Origin of the sequence: Myxococcus sp. AM011, from assembly GCF_013372595.1 — a bacterium.
Taxonomy (GTDB): Bacteria; Myxococcota; Myxococcia; order Myxococcales; family Myxococcaceae; genus Myxococcus; species Myxococcus eversor.
On the sequence record NZ_JABXEM010000265.1, the window covers coordinates 1 to 15,035 of the forward strand.

The 15,035-nt window shown below is 68.3% G+C and carries 15 protein-coding genes; 8 read left to right on the top strand and 7 right to left on the bottom strand.

All coding sequences use genetic code 11. The features are described 5' to 3' along the window. From HUW62_RS38025 to HUW62_RS38045, 5 genes are all read left to right on the top strand, one after another. Positions 1 to 310 (top strand): energy transducer TonB (locus HUW62_RS38025; protein WP_176437198.1); only part of this gene is annotated, 310 nt, incomplete at its 5' end. Positions 311 to 382: 72 nt separating this feature from the next. Next, complete coding sequence (locus HUW62_RS38030; RefSeq protein WP_141647756.1) at positions 383 to 1,066, top strand: MotA/TolQ/ExbB proton channel family protein; 684 nt, start codon at positions 383 to 385, stop codon at positions 1,064 to 1,066. Positions 1,067 to 1,198: 132 nt separating this feature from the next. Further along, the gene (locus HUW62_RS38035; RefSeq protein WP_163868210.1) at positions 1,199 to 1,612 is read left to right on the top strand and encodes a biopolymer transporter ExbD; all 414 of its coding nucleotides are present in this window, start codon (positions 1,199 to 1,201) and stop codon (positions 1,610 to 1,612) included. Beyond that, positions 1,612 to 2,115: a biopolymer transporter ExbD gene (locus HUW62_RS38040; RefSeq protein ID WP_163868211.1), complete on the top strand. Its 504-nt coding sequence runs from the start codon at positions 1,612 to 1,614 to the stop codon at positions 2,113 to 2,115. Before HUW62_RS38035 ends, HUW62_RS38040 begins: the two co-directional genes overlap by 1 nt. Before the next feature lie 80 nt (positions 2,116 to 2,195). Beyond that, positions 2,196 to 2,819, top strand: coding sequence for a DUF2378 family protein (locus tag HUW62_RS38045; RefSeq protein ID WP_163868212.1), 624 nt, complete (start codon positions 2,196 to 2,198; stop codon positions 2,817 to 2,819). On the opposite strand, the gene HUW62_RS38050 is transcribed toward HUW62_RS38045, so the two are convergent. Then, on the bottom strand, positions 2,720 to 3,364 hold the full coding sequence (locus HUW62_RS38050) for a hypothetical protein (RefSeq protein WP_163868213.1): 645 nt from the start codon (positions 3,362 to 3,364) through the stop codon (positions 2,720 to 2,722). The two genes, HUW62_RS38045 and HUW62_RS38050, sit on opposite strands and share 100 nt — an antisense overlap. A gap of 226 nt (positions 3,365 to 3,590) precedes the next feature. Here HUW62_RS38050 and HUW62_RS38055 point away from each other — a divergent pair, with 226 nt between their 5' ends. Next, positions 3,591 to 5,225 (top strand): YifB family Mg chelatase-like AAA ATPase, encoded by a 1,635-nt coding sequence (locus HUW62_RS38055; protein ID WP_176437199.1) that lies wholly within the window; start codon positions 3,591 to 3,593, stop codon positions 5,223 to 5,225. Positions 5,226 to 5,236: 11 nt separating this feature from the next. Here the strand turns inward: HUW62_RS38055 and HUW62_RS38060 are convergent, their stop codons facing one another. Then, positions 5,237 to 6,616, bottom strand: coding sequence for an NAD(P)/FAD-dependent oxidoreductase (locus HUW62_RS38060; RefSeq protein ID WP_176437200.1), 1,380 nt, complete (start codon positions 6,614 to 6,616; stop codon positions 5,237 to 5,239). 331 nt (positions 6,617 to 6,947) lie between these two features. Between HUW62_RS38060 and recA the strand changes: the two genes are divergently transcribed. Continuing rightward, a complete protein-coding gene (gene recA / locus HUW62_RS38065) occupies positions 6,948 to 7,976 on the top strand; it encodes a recombinase RecA (RefSeq protein ID WP_163868215.1) in 1,029 nt (342 codons plus the stop codon). On the opposite strand, the gene HUW62_RS38070 is transcribed toward recA, so the two are convergent. From HUW62_RS38070 to pssA, 4 genes are all read right to left on the bottom strand, one after another. Beyond that, positions 7,973 to 8,476: a DUF1285 domain-containing protein gene (locus HUW62_RS38070; RefSeq protein ID WP_163868216.1), complete on the bottom strand. Its 504-nt coding sequence runs from the start codon at positions 8,474 to 8,476 to the stop codon at positions 7,973 to 7,975. The two genes, recA and HUW62_RS38070, sit on opposite strands and share 4 nt — an antisense overlap. A 58-nt stretch (positions 8,477 to 8,534) precedes the next feature. Then, positions 8,535 to 10,001, bottom strand: coding sequence for a hypothetical protein (locus HUW62_RS38075; RefSeq protein ID WP_163868217.1), 1,467 nt, complete (start codon positions 9,999 to 10,001; stop codon positions 8,535 to 8,537). Continuing rightward, positions 9,998 to 11,263, bottom strand: coding sequence for a CinA family nicotinamide mononucleotide deamidase-related protein (locus tag HUW62_RS38080; RefSeq protein ID WP_163868218.1), 1,266 nt, complete (start codon positions 11,261 to 11,263; stop codon positions 9,998 to 10,000). Before HUW62_RS38080 ends, HUW62_RS38075 begins: the two co-directional genes overlap by 4 nt. Positions 11,264 to 11,467: 204 nt before the next feature. Then, entirely contained in the window at positions 11,468 to 12,331 is an 864-nt protein-coding gene (gene pssA, locus HUW62_RS38085; RefSeq protein ID WP_163868219.1) for a CDP-diacylglycerol--serine O-phosphatidyltransferase, read from the bottom strand. A gap of 119 nt (positions 12,332 to 12,450) precedes the next feature. Here pssA and HUW62_RS38090 point away from each other — a divergent pair, with 119 nt between their 5' ends. Next, positions 12,451 to 13,575: an alpha/beta fold hydrolase gene (locus HUW62_RS38090; protein ID WP_176437201.1), complete on the top strand. Its 1,125-nt coding sequence runs from the start codon at positions 12,451 to 12,453 to the stop codon at positions 13,573 to 13,575. Here HUW62_RS38090 and HUW62_RS38095 read toward each other — a convergent pair. Then, positions 13,576 to 15,035: hypothetical protein (locus HUW62_RS38095; RefSeq protein WP_255203885.1), on the bottom strand; the 1,460-nt coding region annotated here is incomplete at its 5' end. It abuts the gene before it with no gap.

Genomic DNA, 15,035 nt, shown 5'->3' on the forward strand with positions numbered 1-15,035 from the left:
GTTGGGCGGGACGGGGACGGAAGTGCTGCCGTTCGGTGCGGGGATGACCCGTCCGGAGAAGCTTTCCGGCCCCAGCCCGGAGTACACGCGGGAGGCGCTCGAGTCCCGCGTGCAGGGCACGATGATCGTCAAGTGCGTCATCACCATCGAGGGCCGGGTGGAGCGCTGCCGAGTCATCAAGCCCCTGCCCCACATGGAACAGGCCGTCATGGACGCCCTGGCCTCGTCACGCTACAAGCCGGTCACGTTCCAAGGCCGTCCGGTCCAGGTGGACTACACCTTCACCCTGAATCTGAAGTTGCCGCGCTGATCCGGGCGCGCCGTAGAGAAAGCAGCACCGCCGACCACCCCGCGCTCGTGAGGAGGAGCGCTTAATCAAGCCATGCAATTCACTCTCATCGATATTTGGCACCACACGGGCACCTTCGCCCGTATGATCATCTTCACCCTGGCCATCATGTCGGTGGCGTCCCTGGTCGTGATGGCGGAGCGGATGATCGTCTTCCGCAAGACCCGGTCCGACAGCCGCAACTTCGCCGCCAAGATGGGTGCCATCCTGGCGAAGGGCGACCTGACCACCGCGGCGAACACGAACCTGGGCAAGGACGTGGGTCACCTGGGTCGGGTGATCAACTCCGGCCTCACGGCGTACCGCATCAGCCCCAACAACAAGGACATCGCGGTGGAGTCGGTGGCGCGGGCGCTGGAGCGTCAGGCGCAGCGCGAGGTGCAGAGCATGAAGCGCGGTCTGGGCCTGCTGGCCACGGTCGGCTCCACGGCTCCGTTCGTCGGTCTGCTCGGCACGACGATGGGTATCGTCAACGCCTTCCAGCTGATGGCGGCGGCGGGCTCCGGCGGTCTGGGCACCATCTCGGCCGGTATCGCCGAGGCGCTCATCACCACGGCCTTCGGTCTGTTGGTCGCCATCCCCGCGGTGATGGCGTACAACTTCCTGCAGGGTTGGGTGGACGCTCGTTCGGTGGACATCTCCGAGTCCTCCAACGAGTTCCTCGACGTGGTCGCCCGCCACATGGGCGGCGGCGCGCACTCCTCGCACGCGGCCTGATTGGCAGTCACCGGCGAGCCCGGGGACGACCCGAGGCCCGCCTCCCGACGTGAACGCGGCCCCTGAAGTCGAAGGGGCCAGCGACGCCACCCGGGATGGCGGGCTTCCACCACCTGGAAGCAGGTTAAACGCATGGGAATGTCAGCTGGCCCCAAGGGGGGCATCAAGAGCGAGATCAACGTCACGCCCCTGGTGGACGTGGTGTTGGTGCTCCTCATCATCTTCATGGTCGTCACCCCCATGCTCCAGCGCGGCAAGTCCGTGGAGCTGCCGAAGGCCACCGAAATCGAGAAGGAGAAGGGGAAGGACTCAGACCCTCTCTACGTCTCCATCACTCCGGACAAGAAGGTGTTCCTGGAGAATGACCAGGTGGACGAGCAGGCACTCCAGGACCGACTGGCGGAGGAGCTGGCGAAGGACCCGGGCAAGAAGATCCTGCTCAAGGGTGACAACACGGTGAACGTGGGCGACGTGCGCAGGGTGCTGGACGTGGCCCGCAAGGCCAAGGCCAAGCAGATCGCGCTCGGCGTCGAGGAGAAGAAGTAATGGCCGGGCACAAGCAGCGTCAGTGGGTGAAGCCGCAAACGCCGCCCAACTCGGAGATCAACGTCACGCCGCTGGTGGACGTGGTGTTGGTGCTCCTCATCATCTTCATGGTCGTCACGCCCCTCCTGGAGAAGGACATCCTGGTGCGCGTGCCGGACACCGAGGTGGAGAACGAACCGCCGCCGGACCCTGATGCCCAGCAGCTGGTGGTCCTGCTGGACAAGGATGGTGGCTACTCCATCAACACGGAGAAGGTCCCCACCGCCGACTACGTTCCGCGGCTCAAGCGGATGCTCGCGGCGAAGAAGGCGGACGACAAGGTCGTGTTCTTCATGGCGGACGATGCGACCAACTACGGCCGCCTCATCCTGGCCATGGATGGCGCGAAGGGCGCCGGCGCGAAGGTCCTCGCCATGGCGACCGAGCTGCCGTCGAACGCCGTCATCCAGGGCACGCAGGTGGACACCGGCACTCCGGCGCCCGCCCCGACGCCGACTCCCTGAAAACCTCCGCCCGGGGCCCTACGCTCCGGGTTGGAGTCGCGGTTCACAATCAGAAGCTCGTCGGCTAGAGTTCACTCCTCATGGCTGACGAGCTTCTCGTCTTTGAACAGACCATCGAAGCCCTCTTCCTGCGCGCACTGCACGGGCGGTTGACACCCGCTTGCAAGAATCGCCTGCGCCAGGCGGGGCTCGACGTGGACCAGAAGCTTCGTCCCGCCTACGCCTTCCCGTCGTGGATGGCCTTCCTGCGAATCGCCGCGGAAGAGCTCTTTCCCCAGGAAGCCATCGGCCCCGGCACGTGGAAGCTCGGCGAGGCCTATATCGAGGGCTTCCGCGAGACGATGCTGGGTCGCGCGGTGCTGTCGCTGCTGCGGGTGCTGGGGCCTCGCCGGACGCTCATGCGGGCCACGCAGAACTTCCGGGCGGGCAACAACTACACCGAGTCGAAGCTGGTGGAGGTGACGCCCACCCAGTTCGAGCTGTGGATGAACGAGGTGGGTGACTACCCGGACTTCACCGCCGGCATCATCCACGCGGGGCTGCGGGTGGCCGGCGCTCAGGACGTGAAGGTGGAGGCGTCCGGCTACGACGGCCACGCCTGCACCTACCGCATCAGCTGGAAGGAGGCCTCGGTCTCCTCGGGCGTCGCGGGCAGCGGGGACTCCAAGGCCGCCATGAGGTCGGGGTCCATCAGCTCCCTGTAGATGAACTCGGCGATGAGGCCGGTCACCATCCAGATGGGGAGGATGTAGAGCGACGTCATCTCCCAGAAGATGGCGCCCGCGTCCGCGTAGTACCAGATGCGGTAGCCGGTGAGCCGCTCCAGCATCACCCCGCTGAAGCCCTCGAAGAGCAGGATGCCGACGCCGTAGACGGCGGCTCGGAGGCTGGCGTGCTGGTAGAGCATCCAGCGGTAGACGGGCTCCACGAAGAAGAAGCACGCGACGCCGTAGATGAGGAACATCCACAGCGAGCACTGGCCATAGGCCGTGATTGCGGGAGCGTCCCAGATGGCGTTGAGGGCGAGCCGGTCATCCACCCGCCACTGGAACTGGAACAGCGCCCCGAGGACAGGCACGTCCCGCGCGATGCGCACCAGGTTGTAGAAGAAGATCTCCGAGCTGATGCCCACCATGCCGTAGAGACAGAAGCGGAACATCGCGAAGGCCACCTTCATCCGCTGGCCCCGCTTCATATCGGCCCGACGGATGCGGACCGGACGCCGCCGTTGAATGACCTGCGACCCCATGCGCGTCATCTCCCCCTGCGTTCCCCAGATACCCGCCAAGGTACCCAAGACGCACCCGCCCTGGCTAGACCCTCTGCACTAATCCAATGTTTCTGGAATCGTGACGCAGGGGCCCTTGGGACGGGTATCCGCCACGGGAGATTGGGTCGACTCGGGCTTCACGTCGGGAGGACGCCGGTACGGGGGTTGCTCCGCGAGGGGCACGGCGTCTGGGGAAGGGCGGGACATGCTGGCGAGGGTGCGGTCGGGGGCGTTGATGGGAATCGACGCGGTGGTGGTGGAGTGCGAGGTCGACATGGCGCTCGGGCTCCCCTACTTCAACGTGGTGGGGCTGCCAGAGGGCGCGGTGCGGGAGTCGAAGGTGCGTGTCGTCTCCGCGCTGAAGAACACGGGCTTCGAGCTGCCGCAGAAGCGCATCACCGTGAACCTGGCGCCCGCGGACTTGAGAAAGGACGGTGTGGCCTTCGAGCTGCCCATCGCCCTGGGGGTGCTGGCCGCGGCGAAGCTGCTCGAGGACGAGCCCCTGGCGAGATACCTCTTCGGGGGAGAGCTGTCCCTGGACGGCTCGCTCAAGCGAATCAAAGGCGTGCTGCCGCTCGCGGTGGCGGCGAGGGACAGGGGCTTCGAGGGCGTCATGGTGCCGGCGGCCAACGCGGCCGAAGCCTCGCTCGTCGAGGGCCTGACCGTCATTCCGGTGACGAGCCTGCGCGAAGCGGTGGACCATCTCACGGGCACCCACGTCATCACGCCATACCGCCGTGAAGGCGCTTCGGTGACGGCGACCCGGGGGCGGCCCGAGCCCGACATGGCGGACGTGCGCGGACAACCCGAGCTCAAGCTGGCGCTGGAGCTGGCGGCGGCCGGTGGCCACAACGTGTTGATGTGCGGACCTCCGGGCTCCGGCAAGACGATGCTCGCGCGGCGCCTGCCCAGCATCCTTCCGGCGATGACCTTCACCGAGGCGCTCGAGGTGACGAAGGTCTATTCGGTGCTGGGCCTGCTCGGCGAGGGGCACGCGCTGGTGAGGGAGCGGCCCTTCCGCGCTCCGCACCACACCCTCTCCGACGCGGGTCTCGTGGGCGGAGGGCCCATGGCGCGTCCTGGAGAGCTCTCGCTCGCGCACCACGGCGTACTCTTCCTGGATGAGCTGCCAGAGTTCCGGCGCAATGTGTTGGAGGTGCTGCGCCAGCCGCTGGAAGAAGGAATCATCCACCTCGCGCGGGCGAACCAGAACGTCAGCTATCCCTGTCAGGTGATGCTGGTGGCGGCGATGAACCCCTGCCCCTGCGGCTACTTCAACGTGCCGGGCCACACCTGCACCTGTCCCGAGCATCGGGTGTTCGACTACCACGCGCGAGTCAGCGGCCCACTGCTGGACCGCGTCGACATCACGCTGCAGACACGTCCCGTGGAGTACCACCACCTGGCGCGCGCGGAGCCGAGAGAGAGTACGAGCCGCCACCATCGGGAGCGCGTGGAGGCCGCGCGCCAACGCCAGCGGGAGCGCTATCACGACGAGCCCGGCGTGCACTGCAACGCCCAGCTTCCCTCTCACCTGCTGCGGCACCACTGCATCCTGAGTCCGCGAGCAGAGAGGATGCTCGAGCTGGCGGTGCGTCACCATGGCTTGTCGGCACGCGCGCATGACCGGCTGCTGAAGCTGGCCCTGACTCGCGCGGACCTGGAAGGACATGGGCGCATCGAGGACGTGGACATGCAGCTCGCCATCGACTGCAGGGCGTTGGACCGCCGCGGATGGCTGCACGCCAACACCCACGGCGGCGGTGCCTCGCACGCCCGCTCCGGAGCCCGAGGGCCGTGGATGCCTTCCGGCCCCCGTCCACCCGAGCATCCGGAGTAACGCGCGGAAGGTCAGTGCGTGGAAGGAGGAGGCGCCGCTCCTCGCGAGGACGATGCGACAGCCGTCACGACCTCCCCATCCCCCACCAGTATCTGCTCACCACGAGCCATCGGGAGGCGGAGCTGGTCCAGGCGAGGCGTGGGGCCGGTGATGATGCGGGCCGACTTGCTGAACGTCAGATACGAGTAGGCCCAGTCGAGCATCACCGCCAGCTTGCTGCGGAAGCCGATGAGGAACATCAGGTGGATGAGGAGCCAGGCCGACCAGGCGAGGAAGCCCGACTGCTTGAAGCGACGGAAGGCGATGCCCACCGCGTGGCCGCGGCCAATCACCGCGTAGGAGCCACGGTCCCAATACTTGAATGGCACCATCGGCTGCCCTCGCAGCCGGCGGAGGATGTTCTGGGCCGCGTGCTTGCCTTCCTGCATCGCCACGGGTGCGAGCCCCGGCACCGGCGTGCCATCCGCCTGCATGAGCGAGGCGAGGTCTCCCACCACGAAGACCTCTTCGTGCCCCGGCACCGTCAGCTCGGGCGTCACGTTCACCCGGCCCGCGCGGTCCAGTGGCACCCCTAGCGAGCGGGCCACGGGCGAGGCGGCGACACCGGCGGCCCAGATGACGGTGCGGGCCGCGATGTGCTCCGTGCCGATGTAGACACCCGACTCGTCGATGTTCGTCACCCGGGCGCCCGTGCGGACTTCCACGCCCAGCTTCTCCAACGTGCGCCGGGCCTTGTCGGCGAGGTCGTCGGGATAGGCGGGCAGGACCTTGCCCAACCCTTCGATGAGGATGATGCGCGCGTCGCGCGTGTCGATGTTCTTGAAGTCTCCTGGCAAGGAGCTCCGACTTATCTCCGCCAACGAGCCCGCCATCTCCACGCCCGTGGGCCCGGCTCCGATGATGACGAAGTTGAGCAGCGCCCGGCGGATGGTCGGGTCTGTCTCCCGCTCGGCCATCTCGTAGGCCAAGAGGACGCGGCGCCGAATCTCCACCGCATCCTCGATGGACTTGAGGCCCGGGGCGAAACGCGCCCAGTGGTCATTGCCGAAGTACGAATGCGTCGCGCCAGTGGCGACGACGAGGAAGTCGTAGTTCAGCTCACCGTCCGACAGCAGCACCCGCTTGCTCGCGGTGTCCACTCCCGTCACGTCCGCCAGCACCACCGCCACGCCCTTGGGGCCCAGGAGCGAGCGCAGGGGCGCGGCGATTTCACTGGGGCTCAGCGTCGCCGTGGCCACCTGGTAGAGCAACGGCTGGAAGAGATGATGGTTGTGCCGGTCCACCAGCGTGATTCGAACGGGGGCCTTGAGGAGCTGTTGCGCGGCACGGAGCCCGGCGAACCCTCCGCCGAGGATGACCACATGGGGCAGGTCTTCGCGTTGGGTTTTCACGAGAAGAAGGTCATGCCGCCCCCTCCAAACTTCAACGCAAAGCGCCGTGTAGCCGGCAGGCAGACAGGCGCTCCCATGCCGCGCGTGGAAGTCGAAATGATGCCGCTCATGAATTCGAGCTGAGCAGCCTGCTCGGACCGCGAGCCCGCAGCGCGCACCCTCCACCATCCGGGACACCCCGCCGCTCACGCGGACGCATCGCCGCAGGTGAGTGAGAGGAGAACACACCCCGGCATGCGTGTTGCTCAATCCCACATCGATGCGCTCGTCACCTCCATATGGAGGACACGGAGCGCAGCACAGACACCAGGACAGGGCGGCGAGGGAGTCGATGAGCAAGCTGACGGAGAAGCTGAAGGCAGTGGCGGCGGCGGTGGCGTCCATCGAGAAGCAGTTCGGACGGGGCTCGGTGATGACGCTGGGAGCTGACGCGCACGAGCAGAAGGTCGCGGTGATTCCCTCGGGCTCGGTGGGGTTGGACCGAGCGCTCGGCGTGGGTGGCTATCCCCGAGGGCGGGTGGTGGAGGTGTTCGGCAATGAGTCGTCGGGAAAGACGACGCTCACGCTGCATGCGATTGCCCAGGTCCAGGCGGCGGGAGGCGTGGCGGCCTTCATCGACGCCGAGCACGCACTCGACATCCACTACGCGCGCAAGCTGGGGGTTCGCGTGGAGGAGTTGTTGGTGTCCCAGCCGGACACCGGAGAGCAGGCGCTGGAAATCACCGAGCAGCTCGTGCGCTCGGGAGCCGTGGACCTCATCGTCGTGGACTCGGTGGCGGCGCTGGTGCCCCGCGCGGAAATCGAAGGAGAGATGGGGGACGCGCACATGGGCGTGCAGGCGCGACTGATGAGCCAGGCGCTGCGCAAGCTCACGGGCGCGGTGAGCCGCTCGGGCACGTGCATCGTCTTCATCAATCAGATTCGCATGAAGATTGGGGTGATGTTCGGCAACCCGGAGACGACCACCGGTGGCAATGCGCTGAAGTTCTACTCCTCGGTCCGGTTGGAGATTCGCCGCACGGGGAACCTCAAGGACGGGGATGCGGTGGTCGGTTCGAGGGCCCGGGTGAAGGTGGTGAAGAACAAGCTGGCTCCTCCCTTCCAGGAAGCGGAGTTCGACCTGCTGTACGGCAGTGGCATCCACCGCACGGCCGAGGTGCTCGACCTGGGTGTGACCGCGGGACTCATCGACAAGGCGGGCAGCCACTTCAGCCTGCGGGGAGAGCGCATCGGCCAGGGGAGGGAGCGCGCGGTGGAGTGGCTGCGCGAGCACCCCGACGCGATGGAGACGCTGGCCCGGGAGCTGGCGGGTACACCGCCCCTCCCCTGCCCCACCGCGCCCGTCGAGGCAGCGGCCTAGCCGGCCAGCTCATCCAGGGAGAGGGCTACGGGATAGCGCCGCTCACCCGCGCGGAGCAGGAGCCCTCCCTCGGGAGCCGCCTCCAGCAACTGGCCCAGTTGGTACTGCGCGTCTCGGGAGAAGCGGGCCTTGGCCCTCCCCTGCTTCACTCGACACGAGAGGACCCCATCCGGCTCGACGGCCAGGGTGGGGAGGTCCAGCACGTCGGCGGTGCGGTCACTCAGCCGGATGGACACGCGCTCGTCCGGCGTGACGTCCACGGTCCGCACCTCGTACGCGGCATCCGCCACCTCCACGAAACACCAGTCATTGCCGATGCGGAGCTGGTAGCGGCCCGTGTCGTCCAGGATGAGGGACGCGTTGAAGAGCTCGATGATTTTCGGATGTTCGATGGGCTCGTCGTCGTGCCACCAGCGCAGGCGGGCATCGAGGCGGATGCCGCTGTCCTCGCGGGTGTGCCAGCGCTTGCCGGCAGGAGGCTGTCCGGTGGGAGGTTGCATGGCCTCTTTCTATCTGCGCGCGGAGCCCGGGGGATTCAAGCCCTCGGGTTCCGATGGCCTACCAGTTCCGGACAAGCTCCGTGTAGCCCCGGAAGGCCACGGCGCCCCAGAAGTTCACCAGCACGCCCAGCGCCACCGTGCCCAGCACCACGCGCTGACGCAGGGACCAGCCGCCAATGGCGAAGAGCAGCAACAGATAGGGCGTGTAGTCCAGGCTGAAACGGAAGCCGAACTGCATATAACCGGTGTTCTGGTAGAAGAGCCCCGGCAGCGCGCACACGGCCACGGTGAGCCACAGCGGCCAGTGCAGCCGGGGCTTCAGCTTCGGAATCAGCAGGAAGACGAGCAGCGGCAACGTCAGCAACAGCGTGAGCCCTCGCGGGTCATAGCCGAGCTTGAGCGGCGTCAGCGACAGCGACGGCCACTTGAGGAAGGCGGCCTCCAGGTTGCGGCCCAGGTATTGCCAGTGGAAGAGGCCCCACCGGTCGATGTCCACGTTGACGCGGTTGTTGAAGAGGAAGGCGTGGCCAAACTCGCTCAACCGGCCGAAGCGATACACGTTGTAGCCAGCGGCCAGCAGCCCCAGGGGCGCGGCACCCAGCGCGAACAAGCCGAGCTTCCGCGCCGCGGGCTTCCAATTAAGTCCCAGGGCCTTGAGCTGCTCCAGGCGCGGCTCCGGGCCCGGACACAGCGCCTCCAGCACGAAGAAGAGACCCGCGAAGAACAGCGGCGTGCGCGTGAGCGTCGCCATGGAGAAGAACACCCCAGCCAGCACGGGCCGGTGGGCGCGCAGGGCGTTGCGCACGTAGAGGCAGGTGAGGGCCACGCCCATGACCTCGGCGCTGAACCACACCTCGCCCCGAATGGCGCAGTAGAAGAACAACGTGCCGAAGGCGAGCGTGAGCGCGAGCACGACGTTCTCATCGCGGGTGCGCGCCGTCTCGCCCTCCTTCGCCAGGAAGCGCAGCAGCGAATAGAAGAGCGCCACCGCCAACGCGCCGACGATGACGCCGAACGACGTGTCGTTGAACTGGTAGCCGTGCAGCGCGACGAAGGGCAGCATCGCCACTGCGGGGAAGGACGGGAAGCTCACGAACCAGCGGTCATCCGGAAGAGGCCGGCCCTCACAACGGACCTTCTCGCCACCGACCCGACGCACACAGGCCCAGTCCTCCAGGTTGGGAAGCACCTGGGGGTCCACGTCCAGCCGCCCCTCCAACCACGACTGGGCCTGATAGATGAAGTGCGGCGCCGCGCTCTGTCGCAGGAAGCGCTGGGAGCTGAAGCTCGAGAGCACCAGGAAGGCCACCACGAACAGCAACACCTCCACGCGGTAGGCGGCGAACCACACGCGAAGGATGGCGCCGGGCGCGCTCACCTGCCGCGCGGGCGCGTTCGGAGTGGGCGGGGCGTTGGACTCCGGAGGCGACTCGGCAGCGGGGGTGACCGACACCTCGGGGACTGGAGCCGTGACGCCGGGCTCGGGAGTGGAGGGCTCGGGGCGCTTGGACTTGGAGCGGCTCATGGGTGGGCGGCGGCGGACAGCAGGTGCTGCCGCAGCATCTCCAGCGTGTGGGAGGCAGCGAAGAGGCGCACGCGCTCTCGGTCTCCGGAAAAGGACATGCGCTCACACCGCGTCGCCAGGTCCGGGCCCGCGAGCGCGCAGTACACCGTGCCCACCGGGTCCTCGGCGGTTCCTCCTCCGGGCCCCGCATACCCCGTCACCGACAGGCCATACGTGGTGCCACAGGCGGCACGCACTCCTTCGGCCATCGCGATGGCCGTCTGGGAGGACACGGCGGAATGACGCTCGAGCACCTCGGGTGGAACCCCCACCCATGCGGACTTCATCTTCTCCGAATAGACCACCGCGCCCCCGACGAAGACGGTGCTGGCTCCCGCCACCGCCGTGAGCCGCTGGGCGATGAGGCCCCCCGTGCAGCTCTCCGCCGTCGCCAGCGTGGCACCCGCCCGGCCCAACATGCCCAGCAGCACCGGCGCATACTCCTCCGCATCCGCGCCGAAGACTCGCGCGCCCAGCACCCGTCGGCACTCGACCTCGGCGGCCGCCAGCGCCGCGTCGGCCTCGGCCTGCGAGGGGGCCTCCGCCATCAACTTGAGGTGGTTCTCCGGGGCGTGCGTGCGGAAGCCGAACACCACCCGGGGATGGCTCGGAGCCAGGGGCGCGACGGCGAGGTCCAGCTCCGACTCGGGAAGCCCCACCGTGCGCAGCAGGCGGAAGGAACGGAACACGCGGCCGGGGCTCGCCTCCAGCTCCGCCTGGATGCGCGGCAGGACCTCGCCCTCCAGCAGGGCACGGTACTCGCGTGGCACACCGGGCAGGAAGAACAGGCGACAGCGCCCCAGGGTGAGGACGACGAGCGGCGCGGAGCCCGCCGGGTTGCGCACCGGCTCGGAGCCCCGGGGGATGCGGGCCATGCGCAGAGCGCTCGGGTTGATAGGGAGGCCGCGAGCCGCGTAGCGCTCTTGCAGCCACCCGAGCACCCTCGCGTCTTCCTCGAGCGGTACGCCCGCGGCGGCGGCGGCGCACTCCAGGGTGAAGTCGTCCGCCGTGGGCCCCAGACCGCCGGAGACCACCACCACTTCGGCCCGGGACGACGCCTCCAGCAACGCCTGGGTGATGTCGGGACGGACGTCGCCCACCAACACCACCCGCTCCACCTTGATGCCCAGGTCGAAGAGCCGGGCTTCCAGCCAGGTGCTGTTCGTATCCGTGATGAGGCCGGTGACCAGCTCGTCACCAGTGCACAGCAGCTCGACGCGCATGGGCCGCGCATCCTAGCGGCAGCCGCCGGCCACGGCACGGACGGAAGCGCCTCCGTGGCTCGCTCACCCGCCAGGGCCCCGGCCGAACGACAGTCTCCCCGCTGCCTGGGCCTGGCGCCCCTTCCGTCAGGAAGAGCACGGCTCACGCGAAGACGCGAGGTGGGCAGAGGGGCGGAGGAGCCGGTTCAGCCCCTCTCGCATCGGTCAGAGGAAGGCGGGCCCGTCGTTGCCAGGGCCGGTGCCGTCGTCCTCGGCCTCTTCGTCGTCATCCTCGTCGTCGATGACGGTCGCCACGGCGGCGGAGCCAGCCGCCACCTTGCGCGCCGCCAGATGCGTGCGCACCTGCACCGCGGACTCCACCAACCCGAGCGCGAGGTACGCACCACAGAAGGCCACGAGCAGCCACGCGGGATGGTACTGCGTCGCGATGGCCACGCCGCCCACCACCATCAGCGTGAACACGGCCGCGCTCTTCCGGCTGGGGTGGGTGTCCTTGAAGGTGCGGTAGCGCACCGTCGACACCATCAGCAGCGAGAGACCGACCACCGCCACCGCCACGGGGACGTAGGCCGCCTCATGCAGCGGCGCGCCTCGCGAGGCCGCGTGGTGGGAGATGATGACCGAGACGAGCATGCCCGCGGCCAGCGGAATCGGCAGACCCACGAAGAAGCGCCCACCACCGCCGTGGGGATTGCGCGCCGCCAGCACGTTGAAGCGCGCCAACCGCAGCGCGCCACAGGCGGCGAACGCGAACGAGATGAACAGCCCCGCGAAGCCCAGCGGCGCCAACGCCCACTTGTAGACCAACAGCGCCGGAGCCGCTCCGAACGAGACGACGTCCGCGAGACTGTCGAGCTGCACACCGAAGTCGCTCTGCGTCTTCGTCAACCGGGCAACGCGACCGTCGACCCCGTCGAAGAACATCGCGAAGAAGATGGCCAGTGCGGCCTGGTACAGCTGGACAGGCCCTGCTTCACCCGTGCACAGCGTGATGGCATAGAAGCCACAGAAGATGGACGTGACAGTGAAGAGGTTCGGCAGCACGAACATCAATTTCCGTAACTTCATCGCTCCCTCGAATTCCTCTGATGCCCGTGAGTTCCTGGCAACAGGACGGCGGGTGAACGAACCTTAGCAGGGTTTTATTCGAGGCACCGTCAGACCAAGGGGTCGGCAAGGAGGACAAGATGGGAGACTGGCGGTGGGTCGTGTGGGTGCTGGTCGCCAGCCTCGTCGTCGTTCTGGGCAATGTCCTGTGGGTGGCGCTGGTCCGACGGTGGTACCGGCTCAAGACTCCGCTGCCCCAGGCCTTCAAGGCGAGGTGCGCGGATGGGTGGGAGCTGGCGGTCCATGCCCGGCGCGCGCCCGTGAGGCGCTTCGAGGAGCCGGTGCTGCTGTGCCATGGACTGGCCGCCAACCGGTACACGTTCGACTTCGAGCCTCCCTATTCCGTCGCCCACTACCTGGCCGAGGCGGGCTTCGACTGCTTCAGTGTCGAGTGGCGAGGCACGGGGCACTCGCGCATGCCCCCCCGGGGACGTCGGTACACGGACTTCACCATCGATGACCACATCCTCCAGGACGGCCCCGCACTGCTGGAGCTGGCCCTGAAGGAGACGGGGGCGAAGCGGGCCTTCTGGCTTGGCCATTCACTGGGAGGGCTGGTGGGGTATGGCCTGGCGCAGGGTCCTGAAGGAGCGAAGCTGGCGGGACTGCTCACGCTCGGCGCGCCCGTGCACTTCAAGTCGGAGCCCTTCCTGCGCACGCTCATCTCGCTGGGTGTCCGCGCGGCGTGGCCCGCACGCTTCCGGCAGGAGTGGATGAGCGCCAGCCTGGCGCCGTTCCTCGGGTACGTGACACTCCCGCTGTCGGACCTCGTGGTGAATCCCCAGCACATCCCTCCGCGCATCCAGCGGCAGGTCTACGCGAACATGATGTCGTCGATGAGTCGCAAGGTGCTGCTCCAGTTCCAGGACTGGATTGAGCACGATGCGTTCCGCTCGTTCGACCGCACCCGCGACTGGCGCGCCGGCATCTCCCGCCTCCAGCTCCCCATCCTCGTCATGGGCGGAAGCGCGGACCGGCTGGCCACCGCGGAGAATGTGGAGAGCCAGTTCGCCCTCGTCACCGCCGAGGACCGCACGCTGCACGTGTTCGGCAAGGACCGGGGCGATGCGCTGGACTACGGGCACGGCGACCTCGTGTTCGGCAGCGGTGCGCCAAAGGAGGTCTATCCCATCATCCGTGAGTGGCTGGAGAAGCACGCGACGCCCCTGGAGTCCGCAGCCCCCGCGCCTCCACCGCCTCCGTAGTCAGCGCGGAGCGGGGCCCGGCTCGGCGAATCGCTCCACGCACGCGGCCTCTTCGCCTCGCCTGTCCTCCGCGCGGATGCGGCCCAGGCGCACCCGGGTGACTCCCGTGCACTCGGCCCAGAGCAAGCCCTGTCGGCTTCCCCGAGCGTGGAGCGCGTCCACTCGCAGGTCGCCTTCGCCCATCGCGGCCAACACCGTCTCCCCGCTGTCTCGCGCTTCCACTCCCGTGGCATCCAGCGTCGCGAGCGTGTCCACCATCAGCGCCGCCTGTCCGCAACGCTCCAGCTCCGCATCTCGCAGGAGCACTCGCGCGTTCTGCGCCGCGAGGACACAGACCCCCGTGGTTTGTCGAATCACCACGCCCTCCACGTCCGCGCGAACCTGACGCAGGTGCAGCCCGTCGCCCGTGACTCCGTCCGCCGAGCGCACGCCCACCACGGTTGCATCCCTGAGCCTCAAGCTTCCGCCGACCGCCACCACGCCGTACTCGGCGGCGCCCTCCACATGGAGTCGCCGCACGTCCACGTCCGAGGTCGTGAGCTGAAGCGCGCCGTGGCTGCCACTGCCGCGCACCACGATGTCCTCCAGCAGGACACCTCGCGAAGCGACCACGCCCAGTCCCGCCCGCTCCGCGCCCACGGAGAGCAGGCCATGGACTTCGAGCCGCGCACGCATCGCGGAGACCGCGAGCTCGTGCCCCAGCACTCGCACGTCCCGCATCACCAGATTGCCTTCCACCACCGAGAACGCCGCGCCTCGGCCCCCTTCCGCTCCGGCGCGGCGAACCTCCGCGTGCCCCCCATCCATCCCCACCGCTGTCACCGGACCCGAGAAGCGCAGGTCCTCGAGCAGGGCCTGGGACTCGGCGCCTCGGAGTCGTACCGCTCGACGAAACGGCCCCGTGAAGGACGTTCCTCGCAGCCAGGTGCTTCTGGGCGGTGATGGGGATGGCGCGTCTTCGGGCGCCTCGAGCAGGACTCCCACGGTCTCGGAAACGGAGGCCTCGAAGCGCGCGTCCACGGCCTCGAACCTTCCGGAGTTGACGCGCACCGCGCCCTGGCGCTGGCCGCTGAAGCCCACCTTCTCCACGGAGACCCGCACACTCCCCGCCACCTCCAGGCCCCAGGTTCCTCCCCTGACCTCCAGGTTCCGAAGGAGCACTCCGTCCACCCCTGGGTTCCCGGGTGACCCACCTGTAGGTCCGGCGGCCCGCAGGACCGTGCCCTCGGGCCCTTCCACCAGGAGGACCGTGGCGGGTCCCTCGCCCTCCAACCGGACGTCCGCTGGCAGTGTAAAGGGCCCTCGGTACTCCCCCGCCGCCAGGTGCACCGTCAGCGGCCCCGGCCGGGCCAGCGCCTCCGCCAAGGACCTCAAGGGCCGCTCGCGAGCTCCGTCCCCCGGCCGCCACCACGCCGCGTCCACCCATACCTCGGCGCGGATCCCCCCCCGACCCTGGGGGG